The organism is Marinobacter sediminicola, assembly GCF_031157525.1.
In the GTDB taxonomy this organism is placed as follows: Bacteria; Pseudomonadota; Gammaproteobacteria; order Pseudomonadales; family Oleiphilaceae; genus Marinobacter; species Marinobacter sediminicola.
In genome coordinates this window covers 89,631-106,493 of sequence record NZ_JAVIXR010000013.1, presented here as the reverse complement: position 1 = coordinate 106,493, position 16,863 = coordinate 89,631, and the positions used below count along the sequence as shown (strand labels likewise).

Sequence of the window (16,863 nt, the reverse complement as noted above, 5' to 3'; positions counted from 1 at the left end):
ATTGCCATTTTGACGTTGGCGAGATCAACACCAGTGTTATCCGGCTTGACGCGTACCTTTACGTTGTAGTCGATTACTCGTTTTACAGCGACCAGTATTCGCATTTATGCCTCCCGAATTAAATCTGGCGAATTCTTATGCGCCTCTTTTCCCCACCGGTATAACTGGTTTTGCACATAGTGGGGAAAAGAAGCTGGTTTAACGTTTTTAAAAGCTACCTCGACTCAGGCTCAGAAGTTGTACTGAGCAGCAAACATCAGGCGGTTGGCGTCGCCATCATCACCGTTTTCCAGCTCTGTTTTGAGGTAGGTATACTGCACGCCGAGCATCACTGCTTTAACCGGGCTCCACTGGTAGTTCAGTAGCGCCATCGTGTTGCGCTTGTTTTGGGTGGCTGCGTTAGTTACGCCATCCTTTTTTGCATCGTCCCAGTCAACTTGTGTCAGGGCATAGGCAGTATTAACTGTACCAGGCCCTACCTTCAGGCTGGCGCCGATGGTGCCGCCAAAGCCTGAAATGGTTTCCAGGCTGCCATCACTTTTCATGTAAGCATCGGCGGCGCCGTAGTTGGTGCCGGAGCGCCAAAGGTACTGGTTAGCACCGTCGGTATAGTTGATTGCGCCCTGAATGTTGAGCGTATCGGTCACTGCCAGCTTACCCGCGCCGAATACACCAAACCCTATGGCGCTGTCATCATTGGTGCCGTCGTCGACGGAGAGTTGGCGAACAACGGTTGCTGCTGCGTAAGTCAGGTTGCCGGCTTTGGATGAGAAGCGGGCGGTCAGTGCCGGAGAGCCGTTCTTTTTATCGGAGGCTGCGGCACCGGAATTGTCAAGAATGCTGGATAGTGGGTCTTCAGCTGAAAAGGAGAAGGCGCCTGTCGTGTAGCGTACCTGTGCCTTCCGCCCTACATAGCCACCTGAACCAGGGATTTGGTCAAACTCTAGCTGGGAAGTTGTGCCAATCAGGCTTCCGTAGTTTGACCAGGTCTGGCCCATCAAAAAGCCGTTATACTCGCCATAGGCATGACGCAGGCGCAGTGTGCCTGTGGTTGTGCGGAAGTCACCTTCCACATTCATTTTAACGCCTTCGGGTGTCGTCGTGCGCACACCAATGCGGGATTGCAAAGCGTCTGCGCCGAAGTGGCCCTTGGCCCCTTTGCTGCCGCCTTTAGTGATCTCCCTGTAGTCACCTGCGCGCGTGCCGGAACCAATCGCAATATCTTCATCAATATCGTAAGAGGCGTTGAGGCGTGCGTAACCATAAATGTCGGCGGTGTAGTCGCCGGCCTGCACTTCAAAAGCATTAGCCTGGCTAGCCAAGCCTAACACCAGCAGAGAGCTGGTTACTTTAACTGCTGTGGACAATTTATTGCGTAGCATAGGTCGCGTTCCCCGTTATTATTTAAATTTCTGCCGCTAGAGATCGTTCAGTCTGATGGAGGCAAATACAGACAACTCTAAAGTCGCAATTTGGGCGACCAAACGAGCCTAGCAGCGCGCGGGGAGGGCAACAATTATCTATGTTTGATATGGAGCATAACGAAAATGAATAGCTGGTCAGGGGTGCTGCGCGGAGAGATAGATGCGATCTCTCCTTTTGCAATCAATCCGCACCCACCGGATTTGGTTTATTGACATCGAACAGCAGGCGCCCTTTCCATAGCCCCTCACGAACATGTATCGCCAGCTGCTCCATGATCAGCTCTGCAAGTTTTCGGGTGGCAACAGAGGAGGGCAGGTCTACAGGCGTTACTAGAGCAAGTGTTCGAGTCATCTCGGGAGAAGTGATTGGAATAGACATGACCTCGTTCCGAGCCACCATTTCATGCACTGCAGCCGCAGGGAGAATGGTATACCCCAGCCCGCGACGAGCGGTGTCGGTTAATAATGGCCAAGCACTTACCTCAAGGGCCAGGTTGAGCGGAACGCCACGTTCGGTAGCCTCTCGCTCTACTTTCATGCGCAGCCCGTGCTTTTCTTCCGGCAAAATCAACGGCAGCTTCAGAACCTCATCGACCGTTATTTCGCTGCGGCCAGCGAACGGGCTGTTGTTTGGTCCGATCAGGCAAAGGGGTTCCTCAAGCAGGGGTATGCATCGCAGGTTTCTCTGGCTGGTCGGGTTGTACGTTATGGCAAGGTTGAGCCGGTGCTGGGCAACCATCTGTTGCAAGGTGCCGCTCATGGCTGATTTCACCGCTAGGTCTACCTGAGGGTATTGCTGGCAGTACTTTTCAACGATGGTGCCGGAAAAAAGATGTGCCACCGTTGGAAGAATTCCCAGCATCACTTGCCCGGTAACTTCTCCTCCGACCGCCGTTACGTCAGCCAGGGTTCGTTCCAGATCCTGCATGAGCTTGCGCGCTCTATCGTATAAAAGTTCACCAGCCGCAGTCAGCACTACTCCTCGGCCATGCCGAACAAACACATCTACATGCAACGCACTTTCCAGCATCCGGATTTGTCGGCTTAACGCCGGCTGAGCAACAAACAGTTTTTCAGATGCCCGGCTGAAGCTGCCGGTGTCTGCAACAGTAAGAAAGGTGTTTAGCTGTCGGACATCAACATTAATGTTAGCGGCCATGAGTGCTCTCCAGGGTATGCCCAAAAGTGATGGTATCAGATTACTGCATGCCGTAATTATTTGAAAGCGGGCGTGGTGGCTCGGAGATGGTATGCAAAAAACTGATGGCGGATATAAAAACTATATAATTGTTGGGTGTATGTCTTGCTGGTAGTGTGATTTCAGGATGGTCGGAGAGGTGTGTTGTAGAGGCACATCTATTTACCAGCAGGAGATGGAAATGAAATCGCCGTTGTCGTATCCAGAAATCAGGGAGTCCGTTGCACGTTTGTGCAGCGCGTTCCCGGGTGAATACTGGAGAGCGCTGGACCAGCAGGGTGCCTACCCGACTGAGTTCGTGAATGCTCTTGGCCAGTCCGGATACTTGTCGGTGATGATTCCGGAAGCATTCGGCGGTTCGGGTTTGCCTTTGGGTGCTGCTTGCGCGGTACTGGAAGAGGTACAGCGTTCCGGCTGTAATGGCGGTGCCTGCCACGCACAGATGTACACCATGGGTACTCTGCTACGCCACGGTAGCGAAGAGCAAAAACAGAAGTATTTGCCCCGTATCGCCGCCGGCGAATTGAGGTTGCAAGCGTTTGGTGTAACTGAGCCATCCAGTGGCACAGACACCACCCGTATTACCACTAAAGCGGTGAAAGATGGCGACGACTATGTGGTCAACGGCCAGAAAGTATTTATTTCCCGCACTCAACATTCGGACTTGATGATCCTTCTTGTGCGTACCACTCCGCGCGATGCCTGTGCCAAGCGCACGGAAGGCATGTCGGTGTTGCTGGTGGACATGAAGGATGCTTTGGCTGGCGGTCTATCTATACGCCCGATCAAAACCATGATGAACCACGCCACCACTGAGCTGTTTTTTGACAATGTGCGTGTGCCGGCGGCGAACCTTATTGGTGAGGAGGGCGCTGGATTCCGTTACATCCTCGATGGCATGAACGCAGAGCGGATTCTGATTGCGGCCGAGTGCATTGGTGATGCCCGCTACTTCATCGAGAAGGCCGCGGCTTATGCCTCAAGCCGTGAAGTGTTTGGCCGCCCGATTGGCCAGAACCAGGGTGTCCAGTTTCCGATTGCCCGAGCCTATGCTCAAACGGAGGCTGCGGCAGCCATCGTTGACCGGGCTATTTCAGCATTTGAATCCGGAGAGCCCTGCGGGTCGCTGGCCAATATGGCCAAGTTGCTGGCATCGGAGGCTTCCTGGCAAGCGGGTGATACCTGCATCCAGACCCATGGTGGTTATGGATTTGCCGAAGAGTACGACATTGAGCGCAAGTTCCGGGAAACCCGCTTGTACCAGGTCGCTCCCATCTCAACCAACCTGATTTTGTCTCACCTGGCCACCCATGATCTTGGCATGCCGAGGTCGTTTTAATGAGCACGCCTACTCTTAAAGGGCTCCTGGTTGTTTCGCTGGAGCAGGCCGTAGCCGCGCCCTATTGCACCTCCAGGCTCGCCGACGCGGGTGCCCGTGTAATAAAGGTAGAGCGCAGTGAAGGCGACTTTGCCAGATATTACGATCAGGCCGCCGCCGGAGAGAGCTCCTATTTTGTATGGCTCAACCGAGGCAAGGAATCCATTTGTCTGAACATCAAAGACAGCGCTGATCATCAGTTGCTGTTGCAGATGTTGAAGGAAGCCGATGTGTTTGTGCAGAACCTGGCCCCGGGAGCCGCCGAGCGCGCCGGTTTTGGTTCGGCAGCACTTCGCCGCGAGAATCCGCGCCTGATTACCGTTGATATCACCGGCTACGGAAGCAGAGGCCCTTACCAGAATATGAAGGGCTATGACTTGCTGGTTCAGTGTGAATCCGGTCTGGCTTCGATTACCGGTGCGGCAGACGAGCCGGCCCGGGTTGGGGTTTCTGTTTGTGACATCGCTTGCGGCATGTACGCCCACGCGGAAGTGCTGCGAGCGCTGATCGCCCGCGAACGCACAGGCGAAGGCGAGAGCATTGAGGTGTCCCTGTTCGATGCGATAGCAGATTGGATGACCGTACCTCTGTTACAGAGTGAATCCCGGCAGATTCCAGTCGAGCGTGTTGGTCTGAGGCATCCTGCAATCACACCTTACGAAGTCTATTCCTGCGCTGATCGGCAGCAAGTTGTGTTGTCAGTGCAGAACCAAAGGGAATGGGAGCGCTTCTGTGATCAGGTGCTGGAGGTCCCGACGCTGAAAACAGATCCAGCCTATGAGAGCAACATCGCGCGCTGCATGCATCGCGATGCGCTTAACGAAGTGGTGCGACCCATTATCGCAGCTATGAGCCGGCACACACTGGTCGATCGCCTGAATCAGGCCCGCATTGCCTATGGCGAAGTCAAAACAGTCGAGGAGTTCAGCCGGCACCCGCAGTTACGGCGCATTCAGGTTGAGACGGTGTCTGGCCCGGTCAGTGTTGTTGCGCCGCCCGCAGTTACCCGCCGCCAACATAATGGGTTTGGTCCGGTACCTGCGCTGGGGGAGCACAGTGTAATGCTGAGGCGCGAGTTTGATGCCAGCAATTCAGGCGCTATGGAGGCGCAGTCATGACGGCAAGGTCAGCGGCAGAAAAAACACAATTTGATGGGCTGCAGAAGTGGGTGGGGCGAACTCAGGAATCGTCTGATCTGGTCAGTGCTAACGTCGTGGCCAAGATGGCTGCCGCGTTGGACCACCAGAACCCGCAGTTAACAGAAGGTAGCTTTCTGCCTCTGCCCTGGCACTGGTTGTTCTTCACACCAACTCCGCAAGCGTCGGCCACAGGCCAGGATGGGCACCCGAAAACAGGCGACTTTTTACCGCCGGTGCCACTACCACGCCGTATGTGGGCGGGGAGTAAAGTTGAGGTTCACCAGCCTCTTCAGATTGGTGACAAGCTCACCTGCACGTCCACCGTGGAATCGGTTGTGCCCAAGAGTGGCCGGCAGGGTGAGTTGGTGTTTGTAAGCGTTGCTCACCGGTTGTTCAAGGGCAATCAGGAGCCGGTGCTCACTGAGATTCAGGACATAGTATACCGCGCAATGCCAACCGGTCCGGCGCCCGTAGCCCCGGAATATACACCGGAGCTGGCGCCGCAGTGGAGCAAAACCATCACGCCGGACCCGGTCATGCTGTTTCGTTATTCCGCGCTGACCTTTAACGGCCACCGCATTCACTACGATCGCAATTGGGCGGTTGACGCGGAAGGTTACCCCGGCTTGGTGGTGCATGGGCCGCTGATTGCTACGCTGTTAATAGACTTGATGTACAGCAACCTGGGGCCGGTGGAAATTGCCCGGTTCACGTTCCGCGGCGTACAGCCATTGTTTGATCTGGAGCCGTTCACCGTTAACGGCGCCCGGGATGGCAACACGGTGAAGCTCTGGGCTTTGACCCCCGGAAACCAGCTTGCCATGTCTCTGGAAGTGGAGCTGAAAGGCGCCAACGAAACCTCATTAACGGGAGCACGAGGATGAATACACGCAACATGCCGGCGTGGCGTTCTTTGCTGTTTGTGCCTGCTAACAACCGCCGGTTCCTGGAGAAAGCTCACACACGTGGGGCGGACGCCATCATTGTTGATCTTGAAGACAGTGTGCCCCTTGGTGAAAAGAAGTCAGCACGGGATCACCTGCCAGTGGTTGTTCACCAGGTAACCCAGTCAGGCGCGGACATGATGGTGCGAATCAATCAGCCTTTGCGCATGGCCGTGCGTGATCTCGAGGCAGCGGTCATCAAGGGTGTGCGTGGGCTGGTTGTTCCCAAGGTAGAAAGCGCAGCGGCATTACAGGCTCTGGCCGACGTGGTAACTGAGCTGGAGATTGAGCGTGGCCTGGCACCAGGCAGCGTGGTGATGCTGGTACAGATCGAATCTCCCGAGGCGCTGCTGAAACTGGATGACATTGCAGCGGTATCGCGGGTGGTCGGAATAACCCTTGGCCCCGAGGATTTTTGTGCCGAGGTGGGTATGGAGCCTAATCCAGACACCTTGCTGGTTCCGAGTCAGGCCATTGTTTTTGCGGCGAATCGCACCGGCGTAACACCCTATGGGTTTGTGGATTCGATTGCAGACTACAGTGACCAGGAGCGGTTTGCTGAAACCATCAAGCGGGCGCGGCAGTTGGGCTTTCGTGGTGCCCTGGCAGTACACCCAACGCAAGTTGCCATTATGAATGAGGGCTTTATGCCCTCGGCAGAAGAGATTCAAAAAGCCCGGAAGATTGTTGAAGGCTTCCGGGCGCATGAACAGAAGGGTGAAGCAGTATTTTCACTTGACGGAAAAATGATCGACAAGCCGGTTGTTGAGCGGGCGGCGCGATTGCTCAAACAGGTAAAGGAGAGAGTGTAATGACTATTGAAAACAGAGCTGTCTATTCCAGTGACCATGAGCTGTTCCGCACGAACGCGCGGCGCTTTTTCCGGGAAGAGCTGGAGCCCAATATCGACCAGTGGGAAAAAGACGAAATTATGCCCCGTTCGTTTTGGGAAAAGGCCGGCGCAAACGGGTTCTTGTGCTGCGGCGTGCCGGAAGAATACGGCGGCCCGGGTGCAGACTTCCTTTACAACATGATTTTCTCGGAAGAAACCGGTTACGCCATTGGTGGCGCCAGCGTCGGGTTCTCGGTACAGGCCGACATCGTCGCCTACTACCTGTTGCACGCAGGCACTGAAGAGCAGAAAAAATACTGGCTGCCACGCATGGTAACGGCAGAAAGCATTGCCTCGATTGGCCTCACAGAGCCCGGTTGCGGCAGTGACCTGAAAGCCATGCGCACCACTGCGGTTCGTGACGGCGACGAATACGTTATCAACGGCCAGAAGACCTTTATCACTAATGGTCAGAACTGCGACTTTTGCCTGTTGGCCTGTTCTACAGATCCCAGCAAAGGCGCCAAGGGCATCAGCCTGATTATTGTTGAAGCAGATCGCCCTGGTTTTGAAAAGGGTCGTAACCTGGACAAGATCGGACAGAAAGCCGCGGATACCTCCGAACTGTTCTTCCAGGATGTACGTGTACCTGTAACTAACCTGGTGGGCAATGAAGGCGAAGGCTTCGCCATCATGATGCGTGAATTGCCCCGTGAGCGAATCACCATTGCTTGCCGGGCACAGGCTGAAGCCCAGCGTGCATTCGACCTCACCACTGAGTACGTAAAAGAGCGCAAGGCATTTGGCCAGACTCTGCTCGATTTCCAGAACACCCAGTTCACCCTGGCTGACCTGAAAACCGATCTGACCGTAGGCTGGGCCTTCCTCGATCAGTGCCTGGTGAAAGCTAACGAAGGCACTTTGACTCCTGAAGAGGGCGCCATGGCCAAGCTGTGGACAACAGAGAACGAAGGCCGGGTGGTTGATAAGTGCCTGCAGTTCTTTGGCGGATACGGATATATGAAGGAATACCCGATTTCGCGGGCGTTTGTAGACGCAAGGGTTCGTCGTATTTATGGCGGTGCGAGTGAAATCATGAAGCTGCTTATTGCGCGCACACTCTAATCACTGGCCTAGCTAAAGAGGAAACAATCATATGTTCGGGATTACTGCTTACGGCGCCTACGTTCCTCGCAGCCGCCTGCAAAAAAGTGCCATTGCGGATGCCAACGACTGGTTTGACGCCAGCCTTCGCGGTCTCGCCAAAGGCGAGCGCAGCATGTGCAACTGGGATGAAGATACCATCACCATGGCGGTCGAAGCCGCACAGGACTGCCTGACGGTGCTTGACCGGGAAACCATCAAGTCTCTGTGCCTGGCATCAACCACCGTACCGTTTCTGGATCGGCAGAACTCTGTGGTGATCAGCGAAGCCCTGAACCTGGGTAACCGCTTGCGCACTATGGATGTAACGGCATCACAGCGCGCAGCAACTACAGCTCTGATCAGCCTCCTGGAAGCCGGTGGCAAGGATGACAGTTCCGCGCTGTTGGTGGCATCTGAGCACCGTCGCACCATGTGTGGTTCTCGTCAGGAAATGTTGTGGGGTGATGGGGCTGCCGCATTGGGTGTTGGTTCTCAGGGCGTTATCGCCGAGTACCTGGGCAGTGCCTGCTTCGCGGACGACTTTGTCGACCATTACCGTGGTGAAGATGCAACCTTCAACTACGACTGGGAAGAGCGCTGGATTCGTGACGAAGGCTATCTGAACAGCGTGCCGGCTGCGGTTAACGAATTGTTCGAAAACACTGGCATCAAAGCCGCCGACATTGCGCACTTTGTGTTGCCATCGGACCAGGCTCGCACGCCAGGTGCTGTTGCCAAAGCTCTGGGTATTGCTGCTGACGCAGTAGTAGACAGCCACATCAACAACCTGGGAGTGGCGGGTGCCGCGCATCCGATCCTGTTGCTGACTGCGGTTCTTGATAAAGCCAACGCCGGTGACCTGGTGCTGCTGGCCGGGTTTGGACAAGGCACTGATGCCGTGTTGTTCCGTGTTACTGATGCGATTGCCTCGCGGCGTCCAAAAACCGGCTTTAACGGAGCGTTGGAAAAGCGTCGCCCGGAAACCAACTACAACCGCTTCCTGAGCTTTAACAACCTGGTTGAGCGTGATATCGGAAAACGCGGCGAGCTGGACAAGCAGAGTTATCTGGCAGCGATGTACCGCAAGAAGGATCTGCTCAATGGGTTCATCGGTGGCAAGTGCCGCGAGTGCAACACCATCCAGATCCCGAAAGAAAACTACTGTGTTAACACCGAGTGCGGCGCCCTGCACAGCCAGGATGATTACGCGTTGTCTCAGGTGCCAGGCCGGATCAAGACCTGGACGGCAGACCGGTTGACGTTTGACTGGAACCCACCGGCCTATTTCGGACTGGTCGAGTTTGAAGGTGGTGGTCGCCTGATGATGGATTTCACCGAGGTTGAAGAAGGAACAGTGGAATCCGGCGTGACGGTAACGTCGCACTTCCGGATCAAACAGTTCGATAACCAACGCGGTTTCCGGAAGTACTTCTGGAAAGCTATTCCATCGCAGCAGTAATACACGCGCTAAGACAAGGTGAATGAAAATGGCTAGTGGAATCAAAGATAAAGTTGTGATTCTGGGAATGGGTTGCAGCAAGTTTGGCGAGCGCTGGGATTGCAGTCCTGCAGACCTGATGGCGGAAGCATTCGAAGAGTGCATTGCAGATGCGGGCATCGACAAGAGTGAGATCCAGGCAGCCTGGTTCGGCGCGGGAATGGATGCACACAACGTAGGGCCGAGCGGCTTGCCGCTGTCCATCGCCCTGCGTTTGCCGAACATCGCGGTGACCAAAGTTGAAAATATGTGCGCCACCGGAACCGAAGCGTTCCGGGGTGCGGTTTATGCGGTGGCATCCGGTGCCTGCGACATAGCTTTGGCGCTGGGCGTCGAGAAATTGAAAGACATCGGCTACGGCGGTTTGCCCCAGCGTACTCGCGGTGTTGAGAACGATATGTTCTGGCCGAACGTGTCAGCTCCCGGTGCTTTTGCGCAGCTGGCCTCAGGCTATCGCGCCAAGCACGGTATCGATAAGGACGATCTGAAGCGTGCCATGGCGCATATTTCGGTAAAGAGCCACGCCAACGGGGCGAAAAACCCGAAAGCGCACTTGCAGCGTGAAATCACCATTGAGCAGGCCATGAATGCGCCCAACATTGCAGACCCCATCGGCCTGTTTGACTGCTGTGGTGTGAGTGACGGTGCGGCCTGCGCAATTGTAACAACACCTGAGATAGCCGCACGTTTGAAAAATTCCGACCTGGTATCGGTCAAGGCTCTGCAACTGGCAGCTTCTAACGGATACGAGGCAGGTTACGGCGATTGGGATGGTTCCTACCTGAAGACAACCCGCATTGCGGCTCAGCGTGCCTACGACGAAGCCGGCATCAAGAACCCCCGTGAAGAAATCAGCATGACAGAAGTGCACGACTGCTTCTCGATTACTGAGCTGGTGACCATGGAAGACCTGCAATTGTCAGAAGAAGGGCAAGCCGTGCGCGATGTGCTCAACGGTGACTTTGATGCTGACGGCCGTATCCCCTGCCAGATTGATGGCGGGCTCAAGTGCTTCGGTCACCCGATAGGCGCTTCCGGACTGCGGATGATCTACGAGAACTACCTGCAGTTCAGTGGCCGGGCTGGTGACCGACAGTTGGCAGATCCACGTATGGGCCTGAACCACAACCTGGGTGGGTTCCCGCACCAGAATATCTGCAGTATTTCCATCATCGGTCGGTACGAAAAGTAAGGCAAAGCCGACTGGAGACAAAAGGTTGAACGATGAACGCCAGCAGCAAGCATGTGAGTGAGAGCATTATGAACGCGACAAATTCGCTAGTGGTAGCCGACCGGTATCTGGGCAAAGCCCGGGAGCTTGTTGATCGGGCTTTGGGGCGGCTCAACACGCTGTGCAGTGTTGACGGCCGGATAAACTCGGAGCGTCTCGATGATCATCAGCTGTCGTGCTACGAGCTCGCCTTTTGTGTCGCGGAGCTGAGCGCTGCCGATGCCGTAAACCGCTATGCGGAAAAGGCACAGCAACAGGACTCATTGGCACTGACTGTGGCCCTGGCGTTCAATGCGGAAGCCCTGCAGAAAGTCATGCAGCGCCTGCTGGCGCTGGCGGATGATGCCGGCATTGAACGTGCTTCCGTGCTGGCTCTTTACAGCGATGCCGAGCTGAGCTCATTCATCAATAACTTCGGCAGTGCCGGGTATCTGGCCGCTCTGGGAGAACAGTTGTCATCCCGGGGCAGCCTCTACCTGCCCGCCCTGCTGGACGACGATAAGGAGATGGTACGGGAAACCTTCGCCCGGTTTGCCACTGATGTGGTCATGCCACTGGCGGAGAAAATCCACCGTCACGACCTCGATATTCCCGATGAAATCCTGAAGCCCGCTGCGGAATTGGGCAGCTTTGGCATCAGCATTCCCGAGCGCTTTGGTGGCCTGCAGCCTGACGACCACGACGATAGCTTGAGCATGATCGTGGTGACAGAAGAACTGTCCAGAGCCTCTTTGGGCGCTGCGGGTAGCCTGATAACCCGCCCTGAAATTGCCGCCAAAGCATTGCTTAGTGGCGGTACCGAAGCCCAGCAGCAAAAGTGGCTGCCGCGCCTGGCATCGGGTGAAACCCTTTGTGCCATTGCCATTACAGAGCCCAACCATGGTTCGGATGTGGCATCCCTTGGCTTGCGTGCAACCCCTACCGAAGGTGGCTGGGTGCTCAACGGCAGCAAAACCTGGTGCACCTTTGCCGGCAAGGCAGAGTTGCTGGTGGTTATCGCCAGAACCGAGCCGGATATGAGCCTTGGACACAAAGGTCTGAGCCTGTTTTTGGTGGAAAAGCCCGCAGCTGCTGGCCACGAGTTTGACCACCAGCAACCGTCTGGCGGCAAGATCTCCGGCAAGGCCATTGCCACCTTGGGCTACCGCGGCATGCATTCTTACGATGTCTTCTTTGAAGACTACTTTGTGGCGGCGGACCACCTCATTGGTGAGGAAAAAGGCCAGGGCAAGGGTTTCTATTTCACCATGTCCGGATTTGCCGGTGGTCGTATCCAGACGGCAGCGAGAGCATCCGGTGTGATGCAGGCAGCCTGTGAAAAGGGCCTGCAGTACGCCGGTGAACGCAAGGTGTTTGGCAAGCCGGTGGGCGCGTATCAGCTGACCCAGGTCAAGCTGGCGCGGATGTTCTCAACCCTTATTGCCTCACGCCAGTTTACCTACGCGGTAGCCCGGTTGATGGATGAAGGCAAAGGGCAGATGGAAGCCAGCCTGGTCAAGCTCTTCTCTTGCCGTGCGGCAGAATGGGTGAGCCGGGAGGCTATGCAAATTCATGGCGGCATGGGTTACGCCGAAGAAAGCGATGTCAGCCGCTACTTCGTGGATGCCCGTGTGCTGTCCATCTTCGAAGGCGCCGAAGAAACCCTGGCGCTGAAAGTAATTGCCCGTGATCTGGTCACCAGAGCACAGGCGAAGTAAAAACCTTGAACGAAAACAAGCTTAAGCAAGCGGAGCCTATTATGAGCGATTCAAAGTTATTGGAAGGTAAAGTCATCGTTGTTACCGGTGGCGGTCGTGGCATTGGTCGTGCGACCTCAATTATGTTGGCCGAGCATGGCGCCAAAGTGGTTGTAAACGACCTGGGTGGTGCGGGAGATGGCTCCGGTGGTGATCAGACGCCGGCTGATGAAGTGGTTGGCGAGATCAAGAAGGCCGGCGGCGAAGCCGTCAGCAACTATGACAGTGTGACCGATTGGGACGGTGCCCATAACATCATCCAGACAGCCATCGATACTTTTGGTCGCATCGACGGTGTTGTTAACAACGCCGGCAACCTGCGCGATGGCATCTTCCACAAAATGTCGGAAGCCGACTGGGATTCTGTTATCGCGGTTCACCTCAAAGGCAGCTTTAACGTCAGCCGTGCAGCCGCTACGCACTTCCGCGAGCAGGGCAGCGGTACCTTTGTAAACATGACGTCTACCTCTGGTCTGATCGGCAACTTTGGCCAGGCCAACTACGCTGCCGCCAAGGCCGGCATCATGGGGCTGTCCAAGTCATTGGCACTGGATATGAACCGCTTTGGTGTGACCTCCAACTGCATCGCGCCCTTTGCCTGGAGCCGTCTGATCGGAACCATCCCGACAGAAACCGAAGAAGAGAAAGCCCGCGTTGCGAAGATTCAGCAGATGACGCCAGACAAGATTGCCACTTTGGCAGTCACTCTGTGCAGCGATGCTGCCAAGCACGTAACCGGCCAGATCTTTGGCGTGCGCAACAACGAAATTTTCCTGTTCAGTCAGCCACGCCCCATGCGTTCGGCCCACACCCTGGAAGGCTGGACGCCGGAAACCGTTCTGAGCCGTGTGTTGCCTGCATTTGAAAGCGACTTCTACAAGCTGGATCGCTCTGCTGACGTCTTCAGCTGGGACCCGTTCTGATTCCCTCCACCTGAATCTGACGACTGAGCACGGCGCAGCTTATCCACGGAGATGCTGCGCCAGTACCGGCCTATTAACAGGAAGCCCATCATGGCAATCAATTACGAACAGTTGCTTAACCGCAAGTTTGAAACACTGACCCACGATTACACCGAAAAAGACAGCATGCTGTACGCGCTGGGTGTGGGTTTGGGCAATGACCCGTTGAATGAAAACTGCCTGCAGTTTGTGTATGAAGACGGCCTCAAGGCACTGCCCAGCATGTCTGTTGTGCTGGCCTACCCAGGCTTCTGGGCGCGCGAGCCGGATACGGGTATTGATTGGGTCAAGGTTCTGCATGCAGGCCAGGAATTCATCATCCACAAGCCCCTGCCTGCCTCTGGTGTGGTTGAAGCCACCACCAAGGTCACCGAGATTGTTGATAAAGGTGAAGGCAACGGTGCGTTGGTTGTTACCGAGCGCGTGGTGCGTGACAAGGCAACAGGTGAAGATCTGTGCACACTGCTCAGCACCATCATGGCGCGGGGTGATGGCGGCTTTGGTGGTCCATCTACCTCCAGCGCAACGCCAGACCGGATTCCCGAGCGTGAGCCAGACCTGATCTGCGATCTGCCAACTCTGGATCAGGCCGCTTTGATTTACCGCTTGTCCGGAGACTATAACCCCCTGCACGCCTCACCGAGTGTTGCGCGCCAGGCCGGGTTCGAAAAGCCGATTCTTCATGGTCTGTGCACCTTTGGTGTGGCGACTCATGCTCTGCTGAAAACCTTGTGCGACTACGATCCTGCGCGCCTGAATCGTATGCGCGTGCGTTTCTCTGCACCGGTTTATCCGGGCGAAACCATTCGCACTGAAATGTGGCGCGACGGCAACAAAATCGCCTTCCGCTGTCGCTCTGTAGAGCGCGACATTGTGGTGATTAACAACGGTTACGCCGAAGTTAGCTGAGCATTTGCAACAACGTATCAACACGGAGCATGGATATGCAGAACATCTTGTCGGGACTCAGGGTAATTGAGGGCAGTGCATTTGTGGCCGCGCCTTCTGGTGGCATGACACTGGCCCAGCTTGGTGCCGACGTGATTCGTTTTGATCCCATCGGTGGTGGCATTGACTACAACCGGTGGCCGGTTACCGCCGATCAGCGCAGCCTTTACTGGCACAGCCTGAACAAGGGCAAGCGTTCGATCGCGGTGGACTTCCGTAAACCTGAAGGCCAAGAGTTGCTTACCCGATTGGTGGCAGCACCTGGTGATCAGGCCGGCATGTTCCTGACTAACTTCCCGGCGAAAGGCTGGATGGCCTATGAGCGCCTGCGCCAGCACCGTGAAGACCTGATTTACCTGAATCTCACGGGCGACCGCCACGGCGGCAGTGCACTGGACTATACGGTGAACTGCAAGGTCGGGTTTCCTTCCCTGACCGGAGATGGCAAAGCCGGGCCTTTGAATAACCCGATGCCTGCCTGGGATGTGATTACCGGCCAGCAGATTGCGTTGGGACTGTTAGCGGCTGAGCGGCACCGCTCCCGCACTGGGGAAGGTCAGTTGATAAAAATCGCTCTGGCAGACGTAGCCTGGGCAACACTGGGTAACCTGGGGTATATCGCCGAGGCCATGATCAACAATGCTGATCGTGATGCCATTGGCAATCACATCTACGGCACTTATGGCCACGACTTCGAGTGCAAAGACGGCGAGCGGGTCATGATCGTTGGCGTTAGCCCCAACCAGTGGCGGGCCATTGTGAGTGTTACGGAAACGGAAACCCAGATCGGTGAACTGGAGGCGCGCTCCGGTTTCAACTTCAAACAGGAAGGGGATCGCTACAAAGGCCGCGATGAGATTACTTCGATATTGGAACCCTGGTTCAAAGCCCGCAATTTTTCAGACGTGCAAACCGCGCTGGATAACGGCGGGGTGTGCTGGGGCAAGTACCAGACAGTTAAAGAAGCGGTGGAGAACGATCGCGATTGTTCAGTTGATAACCCATTGTTTGAAATGGTGGAACAGCCGGGTATCGGCACCTACTTGATGCCGGACAATCCTCTGCGATTCACCTCTGTTGAAAAAGAGCCGGTGCGCAGAGCGCCCCATCTGGGTGAGCACACAGAAGAAATTCTTGCCGAAACACTCGGGCTGAGCAACACCGAAATCGGGCGCCTGTTTGATCAGAAAATTGTGGCAGCGCATACCGCAGGTTGAACCGGCCGACAGAATCTGGCTGAGATCAGGAGGATAGAGTTAATGGGGCCATTACACGGGATTAGTATTGTTGAACTGGCGGGCATAGGCCCGGGGCCTTTCTGCGGCATGATGCTGGCGGACATGGGTGCTGAAGTGATCAGTGTGGAGCGGGTTGGCGTGACTGCCGTTCAACCGGAGCTGGACTGCAGCCGGCGCGGCAAGCGTTCGGTTGCCTTGAACCTGAAAACCCCCGAAGGCGTCAAAGCTCTACTGAAGCTGGTTGAAAGCGCAGACGCTCTGCTTGAAGGCTTTCGCCCCGGCGTAACAGAGAAACTGGGCGTTGGGCCGGATGACTGCCTGGCGGTGAACCCAAGGCTCGTTTATGGCCGCATGACCGGTTGGGGGCAATACGGTTCAATGGCGCAGGCGGCAGGCCATGATATCAATTACATCTCCCTGACCGGCGCCCTGCATGCGTTCGGGCGCAAAGGCGAAAAACCCGTGCCACCGCTGAACCTTGTGGGGGATTTTGGTGGCGGCGGCATGATGCTGGCCTTTGGCATTGTTTGCGCACTGTTGGAGACTCAAAAATCCGGCAAAGGGCAGGTGATTGATGCGGCCATGACCGACGGCTCCGCAGTGCTGATGTCCATGTTCAATTCTGCCCATGAGCGCGGTACCCACAGCCTTGAGCGTGGCGTGAACCGCCTGGATTCCGGTGCGCACTTTTACGACACCTACGAAACCGCCGACGGCAAATACATTTCCCTGGGTTCCATCGAGCCCCAGTTCTACGCCCAGCTGATCGAAGTGGCCGGCCTGCCGGCAGACAAGTTTGCCGATCAGATGGACAAGAGCAAATGGCCCGAGCTGTCAGAGATTGTCGCCGACACCATCAGACAGAAAACCCGTGATGAATGGTGCGAGTTGATGGAAGGCAGCGACATCTGTTTTGCGCCGGTGCTGGATCTGATCGAGGCGCAATCGCACCCGCACAATGTTGAGCGTAATACCTACGTGGACATTGGCGGCATGAAGCAGCCAGCGCCTGCGCCCAGGTTCAGCCGTACCGAAGCACACATCCGTTTCGCAGCCAAACCCTACGGCCAAGACACAGATGCACTGTTGCAAGAAATTGGCTACAGCGCAGAAGAGATTGACCAGCTGCGTGCCGGGAAAGCGTGCAGCTAGAAAGCTCGGCAATTCCCGATATTGCGAGGCAACAAAA

Annotated in this window: 14 protein-coding genes and 1 pseudogene; 12 read left to right on the top strand and 3 right to left on the bottom strand. The window is 55.8% G+C overall.

Going from position 1 to position 16,863, the window contains the following annotated elements; all coding sequences use genetic code 11:
* The 3 genes and pseudogenes from RG807_RS15615 to RG807_RS15605 form a co-directional block, all read right to left on the bottom strand.
* Nucleotides 1-104 (bottom strand): annotated as a pseudogene (locus tag RG807_RS15615) (electron transfer flavoprotein subunit beta/FixA family protein); the annotation flags it as partial.
* A gap of 126 nt (nt 105-230) precedes the next feature.
* Nucleotides 231-1,382 carry a DcaP family trimeric outer membrane transporter gene (locus RG807_RS15610; protein ID WP_309045725.1) on the bottom strand — a complete coding sequence of 384 codons (1,152 nt, stop codon included), beginning with the start codon at nt 1,380-1,382 and terminating at the stop codon, nt 231-233.
* Nucleotides 1,383-1,605: 223 nt separating this feature from the next.
* Complete coding sequence (locus RG807_RS15605; RefSeq protein ID WP_309045724.1) at nt 1,606-2,583, bottom strand: LysR family transcriptional regulator; 978 nt, start codon at nt 2,581-2,583, stop codon at nt 1,606-1,608.
* Between the two features lie 220 nt (nt 2,584-2,803).
* On the opposite strand from RG807_RS15605, the gene RG807_RS15600 reads away from it, so the two are divergent.
* The 12 genes from RG807_RS15600 (at nt 2,804) to RG807_RS15545 (ending at nt 16,826) form a co-directional block, all read left to right on the top strand.
* A complete protein-coding gene (locus RG807_RS15600; protein ID WP_410800773.1) occupies nt 2,804-3,961 on the top strand; it encodes an acyl-CoA dehydrogenase family protein in 1,158 nt (385 codons plus the stop codon).
* On the top strand, nt 3,961-5,118 hold the full coding sequence (locus RG807_RS15595) for a CaiB/BaiF CoA transferase family protein (protein ID WP_309045722.1): 1,158 nt from the start codon (nt 3,961-3,963) through the stop codon (nt 5,116-5,118). Before RG807_RS15600 ends, RG807_RS15595 begins: the two co-directional genes overlap by 1 nt.
* Nucleotides 5,115-6,023: an HTD2 family dehydratase gene (locus tag RG807_RS15590; protein WP_309045721.1), complete on the top strand. Its 909-nt coding sequence runs from the start codon at nt 5,115-5,117 to the stop codon at nt 6,021-6,023. Before RG807_RS15595 ends, RG807_RS15590 begins: the two co-directional genes overlap by 4 nt.
* Nucleotides 6,020-6,895, top strand: a complete 876-nt coding sequence (locus RG807_RS15585) for an HpcH/HpaI aldolase/citrate lyase family protein (protein WP_309045720.1) — start codon at nt 6,020-6,022, stop codon at nt 6,893-6,895. The genes RG807_RS15590 and RG807_RS15585 overlap by 4 nt, the downstream gene beginning before the upstream one ends.
* Entirely contained in the window at nt 6,895-8,040 is a 1,146-nt protein-coding gene (locus RG807_RS15580; RefSeq protein WP_435404684.1) for an acyl-CoA dehydrogenase family protein, read from the top strand. Before RG807_RS15585 ends, RG807_RS15580 begins: the two co-directional genes overlap by 1 nt.
* Nucleotides 8,041-8,071: 31 nt before the next feature.
* Nucleotides 8,072-9,520: a 3-oxoacyl-[acyl-carrier-protein] synthase III C-terminal domain-containing protein gene (locus RG807_RS15575; protein WP_309045719.1), complete on the top strand. Its 1,449-nt coding sequence runs from the start codon at nt 8,072-8,074 to the stop codon at nt 9,518-9,520.
* Nucleotides 9,521-9,548: 28 nt separating this feature from the next.
* A complete protein-coding gene (locus RG807_RS15570; RefSeq protein ID WP_309045718.1) occupies nt 9,549-10,751 on the top strand; it encodes an acetyl-CoA acetyltransferase in 1,203 nt (400 codons plus the stop codon).
* A 68-nt stretch (nt 10,752-10,819) separates the two neighbouring features.
* On the top strand, nt 10,820-12,487 hold the full coding sequence (locus RG807_RS15565) for an acyl-CoA dehydrogenase family protein (RefSeq protein ID WP_309045717.1): 1,668 nt from the start codon (nt 10,820-10,822) through the stop codon (nt 12,485-12,487).
* Nucleotides 12,488-12,528: 41 nt separating this feature from the next.
* The gene (locus tag RG807_RS15560; protein WP_309045716.1) at nt 12,529-13,449 is read left to right on the top strand and encodes an SDR family NAD(P)-dependent oxidoreductase; all 921 of its coding nucleotides are present in this window, start codon (nt 12,529-12,531) and stop codon (nt 13,447-13,449) included.
* A gap of 90 nt (nt 13,450-13,539) precedes the next feature.
* Nucleotides 13,540-14,397, top strand: coding sequence for a MaoC/PaaZ C-terminal domain-containing protein (locus RG807_RS15555; RefSeq protein WP_309045715.1), 858 nt, complete (start codon nt 13,540-13,542; stop codon nt 14,395-14,397).
* Nucleotides 14,398-14,432: 35 nt separating this feature from the next.
* Nucleotides 14,433-15,653, top strand: a complete 1,221-nt coding sequence (locus tag RG807_RS15550; protein WP_309045714.1) for a CoA transferase — start codon at nt 14,433-14,435, stop codon at nt 15,651-15,653.
* A gap of 42 nt (nt 15,654-15,695) precedes the next feature.
* Nucleotides 15,696-16,826: a CaiB/BaiF CoA transferase family protein gene (locus tag RG807_RS15545; protein ID WP_309045713.1), complete on the top strand. Its 1,131-nt coding sequence runs from the start codon at nt 15,696-15,698 to the stop codon at nt 16,824-16,826.
* The last annotated feature ends 37 nt before the right edge of the window (nt 16,827-16,863 follow it).

What these genes read in the sequence shown, in the direction of transcription:
- RG807_RS15610 (WP_309045725.1), bottom strand. Translation starts at nt 1,382, where the DNA reads ATGCTACGCAATAAATTGTCCACAGCAGTTAAAGTAACCAGCTCTCTG.
- RG807_RS15605 (WP_309045724.1), bottom strand. Translation starts at nt 2,583, where the DNA reads ATGGCCGCTAACATTAATGTTGATGTCCGACAGCTAAACACCTTTCTT.
- RG807_RS15600 (WP_410800773.1), top strand. Translation starts at nt 2,804, where the DNA reads ATGAAATCGCCGTTGTCGTATCCAGAAATCAGGGAGTCCGTTGCACGT.
- RG807_RS15595 (WP_309045722.1), top strand. Translation starts at nt 3,961, where the DNA reads ATGAGCACGCCTACTCTTAAAGGGCTCCTGGTTGTTTCGCTGGAGCAG.
- RG807_RS15590 (WP_309045721.1), top strand. Translation starts at nt 5,115, where the DNA reads ATGACGGCAAGGTCAGCGGCAGAAAAAACACAATTTGATGGGCTGCAG.
- RG807_RS15585 (WP_309045720.1), top strand. Translation starts at nt 6,020, where the DNA reads ATGAATACACGCAACATGCCGGCGTGGCGTTCTTTGCTGTTTGTGCCT.
- RG807_RS15580 (WP_435404684.1), top strand. Translation starts at nt 6,895, where the DNA reads ATGACTATTGAAAACAGAGCTGTCTATTCCAGTGACCATGAGCTGTTC.
- RG807_RS15575 (WP_309045719.1), top strand. Translation starts at nt 8,072, where the DNA reads ATGTTCGGGATTACTGCTTACGGCGCCTACGTTCCTCGCAGCCGCCTG.
- RG807_RS15570 (WP_309045718.1), top strand. Translation starts at nt 9,549, where the DNA reads ATGGCTAGTGGAATCAAAGATAAAGTTGTGATTCTGGGAATGGGTTGC.
- RG807_RS15565 (WP_309045717.1), top strand. Translation starts at nt 10,820, where the DNA reads ATGAACGCGACAAATTCGCTAGTGGTAGCCGACCGGTATCTGGGCAAA.
- RG807_RS15560 (WP_309045716.1), top strand. Translation starts at nt 12,529, where the DNA reads ATGAGCGATTCAAAGTTATTGGAAGGTAAAGTCATCGTTGTTACCGGT.
- RG807_RS15555 (WP_309045715.1), top strand. Translation starts at nt 13,540, where the DNA reads ATGGCAATCAATTACGAACAGTTGCTTAACCGCAAGTTTGAAACACTG.
- RG807_RS15550 (WP_309045714.1), top strand. Translation starts at nt 14,433, where the DNA reads ATGCAGAACATCTTGTCGGGACTCAGGGTAATTGAGGGCAGTGCATTT.
- RG807_RS15545 (WP_309045713.1), top strand. Translation starts at nt 15,696, where the DNA reads ATGGGGCCATTACACGGGATTAGTATTGTTGAACTGGCGGGCATAGGC.